Origin of the sequence: Streptococcus gwangjuensis, assembly GCF_028156745.1 — a bacterium.
In the GTDB taxonomy this organism is placed as follows: domain Bacteria; phylum Bacillota; class Bacilli; order Lactobacillales; family Streptococcaceae; genus Streptococcus; species Streptococcus gwangjuense_A.
In genome coordinates, this window is sequence record NZ_JAODJG010000029.1 from 209,945 (window position 1) to 228,321 (window position 18,377).

General features: G+C 39.1%; 19 protein-coding genes, 1 pseudogene and 1 other annotated feature. Of the genes and pseudogenes, 17 read left to right on the top strand and 3 right to left on the bottom strand.

Annotated elements, in window-relative coordinates:
* Positions 1-42 precede the first annotated feature (42 nt).
* Complete coding sequence (locus N5909_RS03370) at positions 43-1,125, bottom strand: DEAD/DEAH box helicase (protein ID WP_271630811.1); 1,083 nt, start codon at positions 1,123-1,125, stop codon at positions 43-45.
* A complete protein-coding gene (locus N5909_RS03375) occupies positions 1,122-2,099 on the bottom strand; it encodes a Gfo/Idh/MocA family protein (protein ID WP_271630812.1) in 978 nt (325 codons plus the stop codon). Before N5909_RS03375 ends, N5909_RS03370 begins: the two co-directional genes overlap by 4 nt.
* A 153-nt stretch (positions 2,100-2,252) precedes the next feature.
* Here N5909_RS03375 and N5909_RS03380 point away from each other — a divergent pair, with 153 nt between their 5' ends.
* The 4 genes from N5909_RS03380 to rpmA all read left to right on the top strand — a co-directional run bounded on the left by N5909_RS03380 (position 2,253) and on the right by rpmA (position 4,098).
* The gene (locus N5909_RS03380) at positions 2,253-2,945 is read left to right on the top strand and encodes a YoaK family protein (RefSeq protein ID WP_033681920.1); all 693 of its coding nucleotides are present in this window, start codon (positions 2,253-2,255) and stop codon (positions 2,943-2,945) included.
* 58 nt (positions 2,946-3,003) lie between these two features.
* Positions 3,004-3,078 (top strand) — a sequence feature (ribosomal protein L21 leader region).
* Between the two features lie 35 nt (positions 3,079-3,113).
* On the top strand, positions 3,114-3,428 hold the full coding sequence (rplU, locus tag N5909_RS03385; protein ID WP_000109141.1) for a 50S ribosomal protein L21: 315 nt from the start codon (positions 3,114-3,116) through the stop codon (positions 3,426-3,428).
* Positions 3,429-3,443: 15 nt separating this feature from the next.
* Positions 3,444-3,788, top strand: coding sequence for a ribosomal-processing cysteine protease Prp (locus N5909_RS03390; RefSeq protein WP_000613699.1), 345 nt, complete (start codon positions 3,444-3,446; stop codon positions 3,786-3,788).
* 16 nt (positions 3,789-3,804) lie between these two features.
* On the top strand, positions 3,805-4,098 hold the full coding sequence (rpmA, locus tag N5909_RS03395; RefSeq protein WP_000916509.1) for a 50S ribosomal protein L27: 294 nt from the start codon (positions 3,805-3,807) through the stop codon (positions 4,096-4,098).
* Between the two features lie 165 nt (positions 4,099-4,263).
* Here rpmA and N5909_RS03400 read toward each other — a convergent pair.
* Positions 4,264-4,335, bottom strand: a pseudogene (locus N5909_RS03400) (AraC family transcriptional regulator); the annotation flags it as partial.
* Here N5909_RS03400 and N5909_RS03405 point away from each other — a divergent pair.
* The 13 genes from N5909_RS03405 (at position 4,328) to trmFO (ending at position 18,313) form a co-directional block, all read left to right on the top strand.
* Complete coding sequence (locus N5909_RS03405; RefSeq protein WP_033681919.1) at positions 4,328-5,236, top strand: LysR family transcriptional regulator; 909 nt, start codon at positions 4,328-4,330, stop codon at positions 5,234-5,236. The pseudogene N5909_RS03400 and the gene N5909_RS03405 overlap by 8 nt on opposite strands.
* A complete protein-coding gene (gene lspA / locus N5909_RS03410) occupies positions 5,233-5,694 on the top strand; it encodes a signal peptidase II (protein WP_033681917.1) in 462 nt (153 codons plus the stop codon). Before N5909_RS03405 ends, lspA begins: the two co-directional genes overlap by 4 nt.
* On the top strand, positions 5,684-6,574 hold the full coding sequence (locus N5909_RS03415) for an RluA family pseudouridine synthase (RefSeq protein ID WP_033681916.1): 891 nt from the start codon (positions 5,684-5,686) through the stop codon (positions 6,572-6,574). The genes lspA and N5909_RS03415 overlap by 11 nt, the downstream gene beginning before the upstream one ends.
* Positions 6,575-6,683: 109 nt before the next feature.
* Entirely contained in the window at positions 6,684-7,793 is a 1,110-nt protein-coding gene (proB, locus tag N5909_RS03420; protein ID WP_033681915.1) for a glutamate 5-kinase, read from the top strand.
* A gap of 9 nt (positions 7,794-7,802) precedes the next feature.
* On the top strand, positions 7,803-9,065 hold the full coding sequence (locus tag N5909_RS03425; protein ID WP_033681914.1) for a glutamate-5-semialdehyde dehydrogenase: 1,263 nt from the start codon (positions 7,803-7,805) through the stop codon (positions 9,063-9,065).
* Between the two features lie 3 nt (positions 9,066-9,068).
* On the top strand, positions 9,069-9,866 hold the full coding sequence (gene proC, locus N5909_RS03430) for a pyrroline-5-carboxylate reductase (protein ID WP_033681913.1): 798 nt from the start codon (positions 9,069-9,071) through the stop codon (positions 9,864-9,866).
* A 228-nt stretch (positions 9,867-10,094) separates the two neighbouring features.
* Positions 10,095-10,733 carry a dTMP kinase gene (gene tmk / locus N5909_RS03435; RefSeq protein WP_033681911.1) on the top strand — a complete coding sequence of 213 codons (639 nt, stop codon included), beginning with the start codon at positions 10,095-10,097 and terminating at the stop codon, positions 10,731-10,733.
* On the top strand, positions 10,730-11,620 hold the full coding sequence (locus tag N5909_RS03440; RefSeq protein WP_271630813.1) for a DNA polymerase III subunit delta': 891 nt from the start codon (positions 10,730-10,732) through the stop codon (positions 11,618-11,620). The genes tmk and N5909_RS03440 overlap by 4 nt, the downstream gene beginning before the upstream one ends.
* 39 nt (positions 11,621-11,659) lie before the next feature.
* The gene (gene yabA / locus N5909_RS03445) at positions 11,660-11,977 is read left to right on the top strand and encodes a DNA replication initiation control protein YabA (RefSeq protein ID WP_000358228.1); all 318 of its coding nucleotides are present in this window, start codon (positions 11,660-11,662) and stop codon (positions 11,975-11,977) included.
* Between the two features lie 2 nt (positions 11,978-11,979).
* Positions 11,980-12,852 (top strand): 16S rRNA (cytidine(1402)-2'-O)-methyltransferase, encoded by an 873-nt coding sequence (gene rsmI, locus N5909_RS03450; protein WP_033681909.1) that lies wholly within the window; start codon positions 11,980-11,982, stop codon positions 12,850-12,852.
* 285 nt (positions 12,853-13,137) lie between these two features.
* The gene (locus tag N5909_RS03455; RefSeq protein WP_271630815.1) at positions 13,138-15,657 is read left to right on the top strand and encodes an AAA family ATPase; all 2,520 of its coding nucleotides are present in this window, start codon (positions 13,138-13,140) and stop codon (positions 15,655-15,657) included.
* Between the two features lie 5 nt (positions 15,658-15,662).
* Positions 15,663-16,682: a hypothetical protein gene (locus N5909_RS03460; RefSeq protein ID WP_271630816.1), complete on the top strand. Its 1,020-nt coding sequence runs from the start codon at positions 15,663-15,665 to the stop codon at positions 16,680-16,682.
* A gap of 296 nt (positions 16,683-16,978) precedes the next feature.
* Positions 16,979-18,313, top strand: a complete 1,335-nt coding sequence (gene trmFO / locus N5909_RS03465) for a methylenetetrahydrofolate--tRNA-(uracil(54)-C(5))-methyltransferase (FADH(2)-oxidizing) TrmFO (protein ID WP_000083714.1) — start codon at positions 16,979-16,981, stop codon at positions 18,311-18,313.
* The last annotated feature ends 64 nt before the right edge of the window (positions 18,314-18,377 follow it).

An 18,377-nucleotide genomic window follows, 5' to 3' on the forward strand; every position in this document is an offset into this window, starting at 1 on the left:
CTAAGGATCTTATTTTAAATCAGAGGTTGGCGAAGGCCAACATTATTTAATATAGAGTTCTTGGTTTTTCAAAACAATTTCTCGTATACTTGCAAACTTCTTAAGTTTTTTAAGCTCTTCAGGATGGGTTACTAGAGTGATAACATAACCTTCTTTGCCCATGCGACCAGTACGGCCAGCACGGTGAGTGTAGGTTTCGATGTCTCTAGGAACATCAAAGTTTACGACACATTCTAAACTATCGATATCAATCCCACGAGCCAGAAGGTCTGTTGCCAGAAGCAGAGTTAGTTGCTTGTCTTTAAACTTTTCTAAGATGACTTTTCTAAATTTAACATTGACATCACTAGCAAGAGAAACAGCCAAGATATCCCGATACTGTAGTTTTTCTTCTGTGCTTCCAAGGTCTGACAGGCTGTTAAAGAAGACCAGACCGCGGAAATCCTCAACATGAGCCAGTTTTCGTAGCATATCCACTCGGTGACGTTGATCTACCTGCATGTAGAAGTGCTGGATGTTGTCCAATTTTTGGTCAGAAAGATCAATGGTACGTGTGTTAGGTGCAATCTTTTCTTGGTCAAACTTGGTCGTCGCACTCATGTAGACCAGTTGGTGGTCACGCGGTGCGTAGTGAGTAATTTTCTCGACAAAGTGTATCTGAGAATCATCTAGTAATTGGTCGAATTCATCCAGGATGATGGTTTCCACATTCATCATCTTGATTTTTTTCAATTTAATCAGTTCAAAGATACGGCCAGGGGTTCCAATCAGAATTTCTGGTCCTTTTTTGAGTCGTTCAATTTGACGTTTTTGACTCGAACCTGATAAGAAGAGTTGGGTAGTTAAGCAGATAGCTTCAGCCCACGTTTTACATACATCAAAAATCTGTCCAGCAAGCTCAGTATTTGGTGCTAGAATCAAGAGTTGTTGGGCTTTTTTCTTTTGTAGTCTGAGAAGACTTGGTAGAAGGTAAGCTAGGGTCTTACCAGTTCCTGTTGGGCTCACTCCTAGGAGGTTTTCTCCAGCAAGAAGGGGCTCAAATAGTTGAATTTGAATGGGGGTGAATTCTTGGAAACCGAGTTGGTCACTTAGTTCTTGCCATTCAGTAGGGAGTTTGGTTTTCATTTTTCTGCCTCAAATCTAATGCCAGCAGTCTGGCGCATGGTATATAGTAGCTCATGAACATAACTTGCATCTTCCAGCCAAGTTTGGTAGAGATTCAGATCTGGTTGCTGGATCATGTGTGCAAATGCAGCAACTTCCTCAGTCATCGTATGAGGAGTTTGTTGGATAGGGAGATGGACTTGATGGCCTTGATGGTCGGTAAAAATAGCCGAGCGAACATGCTCAATCGTGTTGAGAGTCAAGGTTCCATCTGTTGTGTAAATTTCGCAAGGAAGATTGGAAGTGATGTTTTTCCCAGCCTTGATGTGAACTTGAAAGTCTGGGTAGAAGAGGATTCCGTCACCATTTAGGTCAATGCTATTGTTAAGCTGTTGAACCTGATAGGTTGCATCCTTAGCTTTTCCAAAGAGACGAACGGCAGCGTAGAGAGGATAAATCCCCAAGTCCATGAGAGCACCGCCAGCAAAACGGTCTGAAAAGACATTTGGTGTCTGTCCAGCCAACAAATCTGGCATTTTGGAAGAATACTTGGCATAGTTGAAATCTGCTCCCAACACATGTTTGTCTGCCAAAAAGTTTTTGATGATAGTGAAAGCTTTTTCATGGTAATTGCGAGCTGCTTCGAATATAAAACAGTGATTTTTCTCAGCTGTATGTTTCAAATCTAGCCATTCTTGTGGCTGAGTGACAGCTGGCTTTTCAAGAATGACATGTTTACCTGCATACAGTGCAGCTTTTGCCTGAGCAAAATGCAAGGAGTTTGGGCTAGCAATATAGACCACATCAAAGGAGCTCTTCAAGAAATCCTCTACTTGATCAAAGAGTTGGATATTCTGATAGCGAGAAGCAAAGGTTGCCGCAGTTTCTAGTTTTCTAGAATAGACTGCGACCAGCTTGTATTCTCCACTGGAATGGGCTGCTTCTATGAAGTGGTGGCTGATAGCCCCTGTTCCGATGACACCTAATTTAAGCATAGTTACTCCTTTTCCGATTTCAAATCCTTCTTTCATTATAACACAGATAGACGGGACTATCCAACAGAGGGTAAAAAATTTCAAATTAGCTACTAGGCCTTTTCCAAAGAAAGTGGTACAATAATGAGATGAGTAAATGAAATGGGAGGGAAAATGAGGTTATTACCTATAAGAAAAATATCACGTCAGTCTAAGAGGCTAGCGCTTTTTTTGACGTTTTGTGCAGGCTATGTAGATGCCTATACGTTTATTGTGCGAGGGAATACTCTTGTAGCTGGACAAACTGGGAATGTCGTATTTCTTTCAGTGGGACTTATTCAACATAATGTTTCTGATGCCAGTGCTAAAGTAATGACCTTGCTAGCTTTTATGATGGGGGTCTTTTTACTAACTGTTTATAAGGAAAAATTGAGAATTGTGAAAAAACCAATTTTGTCACTGATTCCTTTGGCAATCTTATCAGTAGTTATCGGTTTTGTACCGCAGACTGTAGATAATATCTATCTAGTACCGCCTTTGGCTTTCTGTATGGGACTGGTGACAACTGCTTTTGGAGAAGTGTCGGGTATTGCCTATAATAACGCTTTTATGACAGGTAATATCAAACGGACCATGCTGGCTTTTGGAGATTATTTCCGAACTAAACACACTCCTTTTTTGCGTGAAGGGTTTATATTTGTTAGCCTTCTTAGTAGTTTTGTTCTTGGCGTTGTCTTTTCAGCCTATTTGACGATTTTCTATCATGAAAAGACCATTCTTGGTGTTCCTATTATGATGAGTATTTTTTACCTCAGCATGCTTTTTGCCAAGTGGCGGAAAAAAGTAAAAGAAAAAGATTCATTTTAGGTGTTATTACTTGTAAGAAAACAGGAGATATGCTATACTTGAAGAGTTGACTATGCACGTTCCTGTGCAACCGCACGAACATCGTTACTCTAAGTGGTTCGTCCCACGATGCTAGGCGAGTCTTCACAAAAAATCGGGGAAACCCATAAAAATCATAGGAGGTGCATAATGAGCACATACGCAATTATCAAAACTGGTGGAAAACAAGTTAAAGTTGAAGTTGGTCAAGCAGTTTACGTTGAAAAATTGAACGTTGAAGCTGGTCAAGAAGTTACTTTTAACGAAGTTGTTCTTGTTGGTGGTGAAAACACTGTTGTCGGAACTCCACTTGTTGCTGGAGCTACTGTAGTTGGAACTGTTGAAAAACAAGGAAAACAAAAGAAAGTTGTTACTTACAAGTACAAACCTAAAAAAGGTAGCCACCGTAAACAAGGTCACCGTCAACCATATACTAAAGTTGTCATCAACGCAATCAACGCTTAATTTTAAGGAGAACACATGATACAAGCAGTCTTTGAGAGAGCCGAAGATGGCGAGCTGAGGAGTGCGGAAATTACTGGACACGCCGAGAGTGGCGAATACGGCTTAGATGTCGTGTGTGCATCGGTTTCTACGCTTGCCATTAACTTTATCAATTCCATTGAGAAATTTGCAGGCTATGAACCAATCCTAGAATTAAACGAAGATGAAGGTGGCTATCTGATGGTTGAAATTCCAAAAGATCTTCCTTCACACCAGAGAGAAATGACCCAGTTATTCTTTGAATCATTTTTCTTAGGTATGGCAAACTTATCGGAGAACTCTTCTGAGTTCGTCCAAACCAGAGTTATCACAGAAAACTAACACGGAGGAAAACATTATGTTAAAAATGACTCTTAACAACTTGCAACTTTTCGCCCACAAAAAAGGTGGAGGTTCTACATCAAACGGACGTGATTCACAAGCGAAACGTCTTGGAGCTAAAGCAGCTGACGGACAAACTGTAACAGGTGGATCAATCCTTTACCGTCAACGTGGTACACACATCTACCCAGGTGTAAACGTTGGACGTGGTGGAGACGATACTTTGTTCGCTAAAGTTGAGGGCGTAGTACGCTTTGAACGTAAAGGACGCGATAAAAAACAAGTTTCTGTTTACCCAATCGCTAAATAAAAAGGTCCAGTGAACCTTTTTATCCCGAGCCTTGAATATAAAGGCGAGGAAGCTAGAAGTAGCATAAACTAAGGCTTTCCGAGTTTTCGGAGAGCCTGTTTTTTTGTTTTGGTACCCATGATTTTTTCGTTCTTAGTGTAGATGAATTTTATGAGTGACATTATTTTTCTTCGATGGAAAACTTCTAAAATATGGTATAATGAAAAGATAAAGAAGTTGGGGGTAGAAGATGAACATTCAACAATTACGCTATGTTGTTGCCATTGCCAATAGTGGTACTTTCCGTGAAGCTGCTGAAAAGATGTATGTTAGTCAGCCGAGTCTGTCCATTTCTGTTCGTGATTTGGAAAAAGAATTAGGATTTAAGATTTTCCGTAGAACTAGCTCAGGGACTTTCTTGACTCGTCGTGGTATGGAATTCTATGAAAAAGCGCAAGAATTGGTTAAAGGATTTGATATTTTTCAAAACCAGTATGCCAATCCTGAAGAAGAAAAGGATGAATTTTCCATTGCTAGTCAGCACTATGACTTCTTGCCACCAACCATTACGGCCTTTTCAGAGCGCTATCCTGACTATAAGAACATCCGAATCTTTGAATCAACTACTGTTCAAATTTTAGACGAAGTAGCCCAAGGACATAGTGAGATTGGGATTATCTACCTCAACAATCAAAATAAAAAGGGTATTATGCAACGGGTTGAAAAGCTAGGCCTTGAGGTCATTGAATTGATTCCCTTCCATACCCATATTTATCTCCGTGAGGGGCATCCTTTGGCTCAGAAAGAGGAATTGGTTATGGAGGATTTAGCAGATCTACCGACAGTTCGTTTTACACAAGAGAAAGACGAGTACCTTTATTATTCAGAGAACTTTGTCGATACCAGCGCTAGCTCACAGATGTTCAATGTGACAGACCGTGCTACCCTGAATGGTATTTTAGAGCGGACGGATGCTTATGCAACAGGTTCTGGATTTTTAGATAGTGATAGTGTCAATGGCATTACAGTTATTCGTCTCAAGGATGAACTGGATAATCACATGGTCTATGTTAAACGTGAAGAAGTGGAGCTCAGTCAAGCTGGGACTCTCTTCGTAGAAGTCATGCAAGAATATTTTGATCAAAAGAGGAAATCATGAAAAAAAGAGGAATAGTGGCAGTCATTGTACTGCTTTTGATTGGGCTGGATCAGTTGGTAAAATCCTATATCGTCCAGCAGATTCCACTGGGTGAAGTGCGTTCTTGGATTCCCAATTTCGTTAGCTTGACCTATCTGCAAAATCGAGGGGCAGCCTTTTCTATCTTACAAGATCAGCAGTTGTTATTTGCTGTCATTACTCTGGTTGTCGTGGTAGGTGCCATTTGGTATCTACATAAGCACATGGAGGATTCACTCTGGATGGTCTTGGGTTTGACCCTGATAATCGCAGGTGGTCTTGGAAACTTTATTGACAGGGTCAGTCAGGGCTTTGTTGTGGATATGTTTCACCTTGACTTTATCAATTTTGCAATTTTCAATGTGGCAGATAGCTATCTGACGGTTGGAGTGATTATTTTATTGATTGCAATGTTAAAAGAGGAAATAAATGGAAATTAGAATTGAAACTGGTGGCCTGCGTTTAGATAAGGCTTTGTCGGATTTGACAGAATTATCGCGCAGTCTCGCGAATGAACAAATCAAATCAGGCCAGGTCTTGGTCAATGGCCAAGTCAAGAAAGCTAAATACACTGTCCAAGAGGGCGATGTCATCATCTACCATGTGCCAGAGCCAGAGGTCTTAGAGTATGTGGCTGAGAATATTCCGCTAGAAATCATCTACCAAGATGAGGATGTGGCTGTCGTTAACAAACCTCAGGGAATGGTTGTGCATCCGAGTGCTGGTCATACTAGTGGAACCCTAGTAAATGCCCTTATGTACCATATTAAGGATTTGTCGGGTATCAATGGGGTTCTGCGTCCAGGAATTGTTCACCGTATTGATAAGGATACGTCAGGTCTTCTCATGATTGCTAAAAACGATGAGGCGCATCTAGCACTTGCCCAAGAACTCAAGGATAAGAAGTCTCTCCGCAAATATTGGGCGATTGTTCATGGAAATCTACCAAATGATCGTGGTGTGATTGAAGCACCGATTGGCCGTAGTGAAAAAGACCGTAAGAAACAGGCTGTGACTGCGAAAGGTAAGCCAGCAGTGACGCGTTTTCACGTTTTGGAACGCTTTGGCGATTATAGCTTAGTGGAGTTGCAACTGGAGACAGGGCGCACTCATCAAATCCGTGTTCACATGGCTTATATTGGTCATCCAGTCGCTGGGGATGAAGTCTATGGTCCTCGCAAGACTTTGAAAGGACATGGACAATTTCTTCATGCCAAGACGCTAGGATTTACCCATCCGAGAACAGGTGAGACCTTGGAATTTACAGCAGATATTCCAGAGCTTTTTAAGGAAACCTTGGAGAGATTGAGAAAGAATTAGACGTGATAAAAGGTTGAGATGACTTGTCTCGACCTTTTTCCTATCAACTCTTTTCTATTTCCTGCCATTCATGTTATAATGGATAAATATGAAGAATCGGAGTGAGACTATGAAATACAAACGGATTGTCTTTAAGGTGGGGACTTCTTCTCTGACAAATGAGGATGGAAGTTTATCACGTAGTAAGGTAAAGGCTATTACCCAGCAGTTGGCTATGTTGCACGAGGCTGGTCATGAATTGATTTTGGTATCGTCGGGTGCCATTGCTGCAGGTTTTGGGGCCTTAGGATTTAAAAAGCGTCCGACTAAGATTGCTGATAAACAGGCTTCAGCAGCGGTAGGGCAAGGCCTTTTGTTGGAAGAATACACAACCAATCTTCTCTTGCGCCAAATCGTTTCTGCACAAATCTTGCTGACCCAGGATGACTTTGTGGATAAGCGCCGTTATAAAAATGCCCATCAGGCTTTGTCAGTTCTACTTAGCCGTGGAGCGATTCCTATCATCAATGAGAATGACAGTGTCGTTATTGATGAGCTCAAGGTTGGGGACAATGATACTCTAAGTGCTCAGGTAGCAGCCATGGTCCAAGCAGACCTTTTGGTTCTCTTGACAGATGTGGACGGTCTCTATACTGGAAATCCTAATTCAGATTCAAGAGCCAAACGCTTGGAGCGAATCGAGACCATCAATCGTGAGATTATCGATATGGCCGGTGGAGCTGGTTCGTCAAACGGAACTGGTGGCATGTTAACCAAAATCAAAGCTGCAACTATTGCGACAGAATCAGGAGTTCCTGTTTATATCTGTTCATCCTTGAAATCAGATGCCATGATTGAGGCAGCTGAGGAGACCAAGGATGGTTCCTACTTTGTTGCTCAAGAGAAGGGACTTCGTACCCAGAAACAATGGCTGGCTTTTTATGCTCAGAGTCAAGGTTCTATTTGGGTTGATAAAGGGGCTGCAGAAGCTCTCTCTCAACATGGCAAGAGTCTCCTTTTATCTGGTGTTGTTGAAGCAGAAGGCGCCTTTTCTTACGGTGATATTGTGACAGTATTTGACAAGGAAAGTGGAAAATCACTTGGAAAAGGACGCGTGCAATTTGGAGCATCTGCTTTGGAGGATATGTTGCGTTCTCAAAAAGCCAAGGGTGTCCTGATTCACCGTGATGACTGGATTTCCATTACTCCTGAAATCCAACTACTCTTTACAGAATTTTAGAGGTAAATTATGGTAAGTACACAAGAACAATTTGAACAGGTACAGGCTGTTAAAAAATCGATCAACACAGCTAGTGAAGAGGTGAAAAACCAGGCCTTGCTAGCCATGGCTGATCATTTATTAGCAGCTACTGAGGAGATTTTAGCAGCCAATGCCCTCGATATGGAAGCGGCCAAGGGTAAAATCTCAGATGTGATGCTGGATCGTCTTTATTTGGATGCGAGTCGTATAGAAGCGATGGCAACTGGGATTCGTGAAGTGGTTGCCTTACCAGATCCAATCGGTGAAGTTTTAGAAACCAATCATCTTGAAAATGGTTTGGTTATCACCAAAAAACGTGTAGCTATGGGTGTTATCGGTATTATCTATGAAAGTCGTCCAAATGTGACGTCTGACGCAGCTGCTCTAGCTCTCAAGAGTGGGAATGCGGTTGTTCTTCGTAGTGGTAAGGATGCCTATCAAACAGCCCATGCCATTGTCACAGCCTTGAAGGAGGGCTTGGAGACGACGACCATTCATCCAGATGTGATTCAACTAGTGGAAGATACCAGCCGTGAAAGTAGCTATGCCATGATGAAGGCCAAGGGCTATCTAGACCTCCTCATTCCTCGTGGAGGGGCTGGCTTGATTAATGCCGTTGTTGAAAATGCGATCGTACCTGTTATTGAGACAGGGACTGGGATTGTCCATGTCTATGTGGATAAGGATGCAGATGAAGACAAGGCTCTGTCTATCATCAACAATGCAAAAACTAGTCGTCCTTCTGTTTGTAATGCCATGGAGGTTCTACTTGTTCATGAAGACAAAGCAGCAAGCTTCCTTCCTCGCTTGGAGCAAGTTCTAGTTGCAGAGCGTAAAGAAGCCGGGTTGGAGCCAATTCAATTCCGTTTAGATGAGAAAGCAAGTCAGTTTGTTTCAGGTCAAGTAGCTGAAGCACAAGACTTTGACACCGAGTTTTTAGACTATGTCCTAGCTGTTAAGGTTGTGAGCAGTTTAGAAGAAGCGGTTGCCCATATTGAAACCCACAGTACCCATCATTCGGATGCTATTATGACGGAAAATGCTGAGGCTGCAGCTTACTTTACAGATCAAGTGGACTCTGCAGCTGTCTATGTCAATGCTTCAACTCGTTTCACAGATGGAGGCCAGTTTGGTCTGGGTTGTGAAATGGGGATTTCAACTCAGAAATTGCACGCGCGTGGTCCAATGGGCTTGAAGGAGTTGACTAGCTACAAGTATGTGGTTACTGGTGACGGACAGATAAGGGAGTAAGAGATGAAGATTGGATTTATCGGCTTGGGGAATATGGGTGCTAGTTTGGCCAAAGCTGTCTTGCAGGCTAGACTGTCAGATGAGATTCTCCTTGCCAATCGTAGTCAAGCCAAGGTAGATGCTTTCATTGCAGACTTTGGTGGTCAGGCTTCCAGCAATGAAGAAATATTCGCAGAAGCAGATGTGATTTTTCTAGGAGTTAAGCCTGCTCAGTTTTCTGAACTGCTTTCTCAGTACCAGACCATCCTTGAAAAACGAGAAAGTCTTCTTTTGATTTCCATGGCAGCTGGATTGACCATAGAAAAACTCGCTAGTCTTCTTCCAAATCAATACCGAATTATTCGTATGATGCCAAATACCCCTGCTTCTATCGGACAAGGAGTGATTAGTTATGCCTTGTCTTCTAATTGCAGGGCTGAGGATAGTGAGCTATTTTGTCAGCTTTTAACTAAGGCTGGTCTCTTGGTTGAACTAGGAGAAAGCTTAATTGACGCAGCGACAGGTCTTGCAGGTTGTGGACCGGCTTTTGTCTATCTCTTTATTGAGGCGTTGGCAGATGCGGGTGTTCAGACGGGATTACCAAGAGAAACGGCATTGAAAATGGCTGCTCAAACTGTGGTAGGAGCTGGGCAATTGGTCCTAGAAAGCCAAGAGCATCCTGGAGTATTGAAAGACCAAGTTTGTAGCCCAGGCGGTTCGACTATCGCTGGCGTAGCAAGCCTAGAAGCGCATGCTTTTCGAGGAACGGTCATGGATGCAGTTGGTCAAGCCTACAAACGAACAAAAGAATTAGGTAAATAAGAGGTGGATTTGTCTGCCTCTTTTATGGTGGTTGATACTCTTCGAAAATCTCTTCAAACTGCGTCAGCTTCCATCTGCAACCTCAAAACAGTGTTTTGAGCAACCTGCGGCTAGCTTCCTAGTTTGCTCTTTGATTTTCATTGAGTATGAAATGAGAAGACAAAAAGATTGTCACAAACTCCTATTTTTTTGATAGAATAGAAGTAGTAAAAAAGAAATGAGTTAGACATGTCAAAAGGATTTTTAGTTTCTCTTGAGGGACCAGAGGGAGCAGGAAAGACCAGTGTTTTAGAGGCTCTGCTCCCAATTTTAGAGGAAAAAGGGGTAGAGGTGCTGACGACCCGTGAACCTGGCGGAGTCTTGATAGGAGAGAAGATTCGGGAAGTGATTTTGGACCCAAGTCATACTCAGATGGATGCTAAGACAGAGCTCCTCCTCTATATTGCTAGTCGCAGACAGCACTTGGTGGAAAAAGTTCTTCCAGCACTTGAAGCTGGCAAGTTGGTCATTATGGACCGCTTCATCGATAGTTCCGTTGCCTATCAGGGATTTGGTCGTGGTTTGGACATTGACGCCATTGACTGGCTCAATCAGTTTGCGACAGATGGCCTCAAACCTGATTTGACCCTCTATTTTGACATCGAGGTAGAAGAAGGTCTGGCTCGCATTGCAGCTAATAGTAATCGTGAGGTCAATCGTTTGGACTTGGAAGGATTGGACTTGCATAAAAAAGTTCGTCAAGGCTACCTTTCTCTTCTGTACAAAGAAAGAAATCGCATAGTCAAGATTGATGCGAGTCTTCCTTTGGAGCAAGTTGTGGAAACTACCAAGGCTGTCTTGTTTGAGAGAATGGGATTAGCTAAATGAAACAAGATCAACTAAAGGCTTGGCAACCAGATCAGTTTGACCGCTTTGTCCGTATCCTACAACAAGACCAGCTCAATCATGCCTACCTCTTTTCAGGTTTCTTTGGAAGCCTGGAAATGGCGCAATTTTTAGCTAAGAGCCTCTTTTGTACGGATAAAGTAGGCGTGTTGCCATGTGAAAACTGCCGAAATTGTAAGCTGATTGAACAGGGAGAATTTCCCGATGTCACTTTGATTAAGCCAGTCAATCAGGTCATCAAGACAGAACGGATTCGAGAATTGGTGGGGCAGTTTTCCCAAGCAGGGATTGAAAGTCAGCAACAGGTCTTTATTATCGAGCAAGCTGAGAAAATGCATCCTAATGCAGCCAATTCTCTGCTCAAGGTCATCGAAGAACCCCAGAGTGAGGTTTATATTTTCTTCTTGACTAGTGATGAGGAAAAGATGTTGCCGACCATCCGTAGTCGGACTCAGATTTTCCACTTTAAAAAGCAAGAAGAAAAGCTCATCCATCAATTAGAACAAGCAGGTCTGGTTAAGAAAAAAGCGACTCTTTTAGCCCAGTTTAGTCAATCGCGAGCTGAAGCAGAAAAGTTAGCCAATCAGGCAAGTTTTTGGACCTTGGTTGATGAAAGTGAACGCCTGCTGACTTGGTTAGTAGCTAAGAAAAAAGAAAGTTATTTGCAAGTTGCTAAACTAGCTAGCTTGGCAGATGACAAGGAAAAACAAGATCAGGTTTTACGGATTCTTGAAGTCCTCTGTGGGCAAGATATCCTACAAGCAAGAGTAAGAGTGATTCTACAAGATTTGCTAGAAGCTAGAAAAATGTGGCAAGCTAATGTCAGCTTTCAAAATGCCATGGAATATCTGGTCTTGAAAGAAATGTAAACTCAAAAATGAACGATAAAGAAAGGAAAGGGCTGTTTTATGGACAAAAAAGAATTATTTGACGCGCTGGATGATTTTTCCCAACAGTTATTGGTAACCTTAGCCGATGTGGAAGCCATCAAGAAAAATCTCAAGAGCCTGGTAGAGGAAAATACAGCTCTTCGCTTGGAAAATAGTAAGTTGCGAGAACGCTTGGGTGAGGTAGAAGCAGATGCTCCTGTCAAGGCCAAACATGTTCGCGAAAGTGTCCGTCGCATTTACCGTGATGGATTTCACGTATGTAATGATTTTTATGGACAACGTCGAGAGCAGGACGAGGAATGTATGTTCTGTGACGAGTTGTTGTACAGGGAGTAGGCATGCAGATTCAAAAAAGTTTTAAGGGGCAGTCTCCCTATGGCAAGCTTTACCTAGTGGCAACGCCGATTGGTAATTTAGATGATATGACTTTTCGAGCTATCCAGACCTTGAAAGAAGTGGACTCGATTGCTGCTGAGGACACGCGCAATACAGGTCTATTGCTCAAGCATTTTGATATTTCCACCAAGCAGATCAGTTTTCATGAGCACAATGCCAAGGAAAAGATTCCTGATTTGATTGGTTTCCTGAAAGCAGGACAAAGTATTGCTCAGGTATCCGACGCGGGTCTGCCTAGTATCTCAGACCCTGGTCATGATTTGGTTAAGGCAGCGATTGAGGAGGAAATCGCAGTTGTCACTGTTCCAGGTGCCTCTGCAGGAATTTCTGCTTTGATTGCCAGTGGTTTAGCGCCACAGCCACATATCTTTTATGGTTTTTTACCGAGAAAATCAGGTCAGCAAAAGCAATTTTTCGACTCGAAAAAAGACTATCCTGAAACACAAATTTTCTATGAATCCCCTCATCGTGTAGCAGATACGTTGGAAAATATGCTAGAAGTCTACGGTGACCGCTCGGTCGTTTTGGTTAGGGAATTGACCAAAATCTATGAAGAATACCAAAGAGGAAAGATCTCTGAATTGCTGGAAAGCATCTCTGAAACGCCACTTAAGGGAGAATGCCTTCTTATCGTTGAAGGTGCCAGTCAGGATGTGGAAGAAAAAGACGAGGAAGACTTGTTCTTAGAAATCCAAGCCCGCATCCAACATGGTATGAAGAAAAATCAAGCCATTAAGGAAGTAGCAAAGATTTACCAGTGGAATAAAAGCCAGCTTTACGCTGCCTACCACGACTGGGAAGAAAATCAAGAGTGAATAGTAGATACTTAACCCTATATACTAATTTATAGTTTTTTTGTAAATTTTGCAATATTAACAAAAATACTTTATACTCTTACTTCTTTTATTAAGAAATAATAACAGCAAATGATTAGGATACGACAATTTGATAAGAGTAGTTAAGGAAGAACAAACATACCAATTATGCTATTCTTATATTTTTTCTGACGTATAAATAATAGATGTATTTTATATTGATGACTATTATAACTGCTTTGATAAGCGTTATGTTATAATTAAATAATTTTATAAGGAAGTAAAATGATAGAAAATGAAAATTTTAGATTAGTTTCAATAATTAAGAAGAATGATAAAAATTACGATGTATTAAATTTTTTACCTGATATTCAAATTGTGTATGTTGAAAAAAGTACTTTTAAAGTAGTGAGAGATTTAGATTATATCAAGATTCCATATACAAATGCTGTTAATGATTTGACAATAATAGTTGGTGAAAATGGTATTGGAAAAACAAGGTTGTTAAATGATATTGTAAATAGACATTCTGATAGAATTTTAATTTTTAAGCGAGGGGATGACTATTTTATTGATAATTCTAACGTTGGAGAGTTTGCATTACGTACGTCTGATAACGATATTTATATAAATTTAAACTATCTTAGTTTTCCTGAATTGCCCATAATTAAATTATCTAATTCAATTGAGATCATAGTACATTCAAGTGAGCATGATATTTCAACTTCCAGGATGCTTCATGAGGAAAATTTGTTAGCTATCAATAAAAAAGATATGAATTCACAAATTAAATTTATTTTATCAAGTGACAATTTTGATGCAGTTCAAGATATACTAAGTTTTAGTGGAAAAGTAATTAGTGTTAATTTTAATTTTAATTTTAATTCATCTTCTAGTAACCAAAATATTGAAAGCTATCTTGATTTTATCCATACATCCATTGCGAACTCGGAAAATTATCAAGATTTTATTTATGATTGTTATGATGATCGGTTAAATTATGAAGAATTTCTTGATAGTTTTGATGGTTACAAATTTACTGAAATTGACAAAGACTCCTACTTTGAGTATCTGGTGGAAAAATTTGATAATGAAGAAGGAATTATTTCAGACAGTTATTTGAAGTATCTTGAAAATAGATATGATATATCTTCTACTGACTTTTCTATTGACATAGAGAAAAAAGATAAGGGGAGGATTGATTTATTTTCTTTCTACAGTGGAAGAGATTTACAAAGTAAATTTTTATCCTTGTTAAAAGGAAGCCTCATACATATGTATAGTTATTTAGAATCAGATAGATTGGCGTATAATCAAGATATGGTGGAAAACTTTAAGGTTTTCCATCTGTTTTTACATAAAGTAGGTTCTAATTATACGAAATATCTCCCTGAAGAATTTGTATTTCATGTAAGAGATTTAATTAATTTAATGGTTGATTGTTTAAAGGAAATTCAAGAGGAATTAAATATAGTTGAGGAGGAATACTTTGAAGAAAACTATGAAGAATTAGAAATCGTAGAATCATCAAAAGGAGTAATTGAAGATATTAAACAAGGTAAATTGAAAGAAAGTGTTTTAAAGAATTTAATTGAGAAAGATAGTATCAATGAGATAATGAAAAGTAATCTTTCTGTTGAATCTCATTCGATATTATTATGTAACCTCTATAAATATTTTATTAGTGATTTATTAGATAGTTTTTCTAAAATTGAGCAGGAAAAATGGATATCGGAGTTTATTAAGACAACAAAAGAATTGCCAAGTATTCTACAACGGGATTTAATGGTTTGTTTTTCTAATTTGATAGAATACAGTGACATTGAATATTTAAAGGTATTTTATTATTGCAGTGAAAGATATAAACTAAGGAAGAGAACAACAGAAGAAGTGTTAGATAACCTATCTATTTATATTTCGAGAGATGAAGTATCGCATTTAAAGATTATTGTTGAGTTTATTAAATCTAATAAATCAAACTTTGAAATTTTTTCTGATAAATATCAAGATTTAAATGATTTAATTACAGCCTTATCATATAATTATAACTTTTACATAAACAATTTTGACTTTTCTCAGATTCAGGAAATCTTAAACTCAATTGAATTTTCGTGGAATGCTTTGAGTTCAGGAGAATATGCTCTTTTAAACTTATTTGGTAGACTATATAGTAAATCTCAAACACTTAATGAAACAGCTGATGTAATTGTTTTATTGGATGAAGTAGATTTAGGTTTACATCCTGAGTGGCAACGTAAGTGGATAAATTCGGTTCTACCTATTATTGGTAAAATTTTTAAAGAAAAAAATATACAAATTGTTATGACGACCTATTCTCCTGTGATGTTATCTGATGTTTTTCTTGAGAACGTAATTATGTTACGAAGAGATGGAGATAGTCAAAGAAAAGTTATTGATGCAGAAAAGGATGGCATAAAAACTTTTGGACAAAATATTTATGATTTGTATCGTTCATCTTTTTTCTTAGATAGTACACGTGGGAATTTTTCGAATGATAGAATAAATGTTACTATTCATACAATTTATGAGTTGTTAGGGGATAATCCAAATAAAGAAAAAATAAGAGAAGATTTCCTTCAATCATTGTTATTGGATAAGAATAAGACTGAGGAGGAATTTAAAAAAATATTAAAAAAACTAATTAATTCAATAGGGGAAACAATGATTCGAAAAAAACTTATGTTTATGTATGAAAAAGCATTTCCTAATACTATTAAGATTAATGAACGTATTCAACAATTGGAAAAAGAGTTAGAAGAATTAAAAAAAACGAATTTAGGGTGAAATAATTGATTAATATAAAAGATGTATATTCCAATGATTTGAAGAATGTCTACTATGATGAAATTAAAAAGGAGTTTACTAGAGTAATTAATAAAAGAACTCGTAGTGGTAGAAAAAAAACAAAATTTAAAGGGGGAAATATTTTTAAGTTAATTAACCAATGCAAAAAAATTATTGGGAAAGAAAATGTTCTTGAATACTTTACTGGTGGAAACTATGAAGAAGATTTTAAACAATTAATCATAATGCCTCCAGAAAAATTAGATAATTTAGCTCGATTAATTAAGTATCGAATGGATCAAAATATAATTAATAAGAAAGTTTTTCAAGAAGAAAATATTCAACGATTGAAAGCAGTATATACAGAGGGTAAAATTTTGGGAAAAAAGATTGAGGCAAAAAAGATTAATATTCTGTTGGTAAAGGAATTAGATATTGCTGTTTGTCCATATTGCAATCGTAATTATGTAAACTCTCGGGATGACAAGCTAGGTGCTCAAATGGATCACTTTTATAATAAAGACAAATATCCCATTTTTGCAGTTTCCATATACAATTTTATTCCAGTTTGTGGAGTCTGCAATAACATTAAACGAACAATTGACTTCTATGTTTATCCCTTTCTTGAAGATAGAGAAAAGAAACATGAGGTTAAATTTAGTTATTTAATGAAAGGAATTGACGATATAGAAATTGAGTATAGTACAAGTATTGAGAAGAAATCGGATATGGATGCTATTAATTTGAAAGAAGCATACAGTATACATGACACTGACGTTAGAAAAATGTTAGATAGAGAAGAGCGATATTCCGAACTCTATCGTCAAGAACTAAGAGATTTACTCAAAAGTAATTATGATACTGATTTCATAGAATTTAATAACTCATTTATAGATGATGACATTGATTGTCTAATATATGGGGATATTATTTTTGAGAATGATATAAGAAATATATCTCTTGGAAAGTTTCGAAAGGATATTTATCAAGAAATAAAGAGTATGAGAGATAGAGATTGGAACTGACATCATTTACTAAACGTTTTAATATTAGATTTACTCACTTATCAACCATCAAAATGACTAAACAGGGAAGTTTGCCTTCTTCCCTTTTTTTGTTATACTAGTAGAAGAAAAAATTAGAAAGATTTGTGGGAGTGAAAAAGTCCTGTGGACTTTTTCAGCCTGAGCCAAGAAATTCGAGAGCGAGGAAAGTCCAGTGGACTTTTTCAGCCTGGGCCAAGTAACTCGAAAGCTCGTAAGTCTGATTTGCTTTTTCAATGTGAATCTTGACTTCACACTCCCAAAGAGGTATTAGTGTCGTGTCTCAATCTTATATCAATGTTATCGGTGCTGGTTTGGCAGGTTCTGAAGCAGCCTACCAAATCGCAGAACGTGGTATTCCAGTTAAACTTTATGAAATGCGTGGTGTCAAGTCAACACCCCAGCACAAAACAGACAATTTTGCAGAGTTAGTTTGTTCCAATTCTCTTCGTGGAGATGCTCTGACAAATGCAGTTGGTCTTCTCAAGGAAGAAATGCGTCGCTTGGGTTCTGTTATTTTGGAATCTGCTGAGGCTACACGTGTTCCTGCAGGTGGTGCTCTTGCGGTGGACCGTGATGGTTTCTCCCAAATGGTAACCGAAAAAGTTGCCAACCATCCCTTGATTGAAGTGGTTCGTGATGAAATTACAGAATTACCGACTGATGTAATCACAGTTGTCGCTACTGGTCCTTTGACTAGCGATGCCTTGGCTGAAAAGATTCATGCTCTTAATGACGGCGATGGTTTCTATTTCTACGATGCGGCAGCGCCTATTATCGATGTCAATACTATCGATATGAGCAAGGTATATCTAAAATCTCGTTATGATAAGGGAGAAGCAGCCTACCTCAATGCCCCTATGACCAAACAAGAATTTATGAATTTCCACGAAGCCTTGGTCAATGCGGAAGAAGCGCCGCTGAATTCTTTTGAAAAAGAAAAGTATTTTGAGGGCTGTATGCCTATCGAAGTCATGGCCAAACGTGGTATTAAAACCATGCTTTATGGTCCGATGAAACCAGTTGGCCTTGAGTATCCGGACGACTACACAGGACCTCGTGATGGAGAATTTAAAACACCTTATGCGGTGGTTCAGCTGCGTCAGGACAATGCGGCTGGTAGCCTCTACAATATCGTTGGTTTCCAGACTCACCTCAAATGGGGAGAACAAAAGCGAGTCTTCCAAATGATTCCAGGTCTTGAAAATGCTGAGTTTGTTCGTTATGGTGTTATGCACCGCAATTCTTACATGGATTCACCGAATCTTCTTGAGCAGACCTACCGGTCTAAGAAACAACCAAATCTCTTCTTTGCTGGTCAGATGACGGGTGTGGAAGGCTATGTTGAGTCAGCGGCTTCAGGCTTGGTTGCGGGAATTAACGCGGCTCGTCTCTTCAAGGGAGAAAGTGAGGCTATTTTCCCAGAGACGACAGCGATTGGAAGTCTGGCTCATTACATCACTCATGCCGACAGCAAACATTTCCAACCAATGAATGTCAATTTTGGAATCATCAAGGAGTTGGAAGGCGAACGTATCCGTGATAAGAAGGCTCGTTATGAAAAAATTGCAGAGCGTGCTCTTAACGATTTAGAGGAATTTTTAACGGTCTAATTTTTTTGAAAGAATTGCTCATGATACTATAAAAATCTTAGAAATTGTGATAAAATAGGTAGGA

Coding starts and splice junctions, on each gene's coding strand:
- rpmA (WP_000916509.1), top strand. CDS start 3,805: ATGTTAAAAATGACTCTTAACAACTTGCAACTTTTCGCCCACAAAAAA.
- proC (WP_033681913.1), top strand. CDS start 9,069: ATGAAGATTGGATTTATCGGCTTGGGGAATATGGGTGCTAGTTTGGCC.
- lspA (WP_033681917.1), top strand. CDS start 5,233: ATGAAAAAAAGAGGAATAGTGGCAGTCATTGTACTGCTTTTGATTGGG.
- N5909_RS03380 (WP_033681920.1), top strand. CDS start 2,253: ATGAGGTTATTACCTATAAGAAAAATATCACGTCAGTCTAAGAGGCTA.
- tmk (WP_033681911.1), top strand. CDS start 10,095: ATGTCAAAAGGATTTTTAGTTTCTCTTGAGGGACCAGAGGGAGCAGGA.
- N5909_RS03455 (WP_271630815.1), top strand. CDS start 13,138: ATGATAGAAAATGAAAATTTTAGATTAGTTTCAATAATTAAGAAGAAT.
- N5909_RS03370 (WP_271630811.1), bottom strand. CDS start 1,125: ATGAAAACCAAACTCCCTACTGAATGGCAAGAACTAAGTGACCAACTC.
- N5909_RS03440 (WP_271630813.1), top strand. CDS start 10,730: ATGAAACAAGATCAACTAAAGGCTTGGCAACCAGATCAGTTTGACCGC.
- N5909_RS03425 (WP_033681914.1), top strand. CDS start 7,803: ATGGTAAGTACACAAGAACAATTTGAACAGGTACAGGCTGTTAAAAAA.
- yabA (WP_000358228.1), top strand. CDS start 11,660: ATGGACAAAAAAGAATTATTTGACGCGCTGGATGATTTTTCCCAACAG.
- N5909_RS03415 (WP_033681916.1), top strand. CDS start 5,684: ATGGAAATTAGAATTGAAACTGGTGGCCTGCGTTTAGATAAGGCTTTG.
- N5909_RS03405 (WP_033681919.1), top strand. CDS start 4,328: ATGAACATTCAACAATTACGCTATGTTGTTGCCATTGCCAATAGTGGT.
- N5909_RS03390 (WP_000613699.1), top strand. CDS start 3,444: ATGATACAAGCAGTCTTTGAGAGAGCCGAAGATGGCGAGCTGAGGAGT.
- rsmI (WP_033681909.1), top strand. CDS start 11,980: ATGCAGATTCAAAAAAGTTTTAAGGGGCAGTCTCCCTATGGCAAGCTT.
- rplU (WP_000109141.1), top strand. CDS start 3,114: ATGAGCACATACGCAATTATCAAAACTGGTGGAAAACAAGTTAAAGTT.
- proB (WP_033681915.1), top strand. CDS start 6,684: ATGAAATACAAACGGATTGTCTTTAAGGTGGGGACTTCTTCTCTGACA.
- N5909_RS03375 (WP_271630812.1), bottom strand. CDS start 2,099: ATGCTTAAATTAGGTGTCATCGGAACAGGGGCTATCAGCCACCACTTC.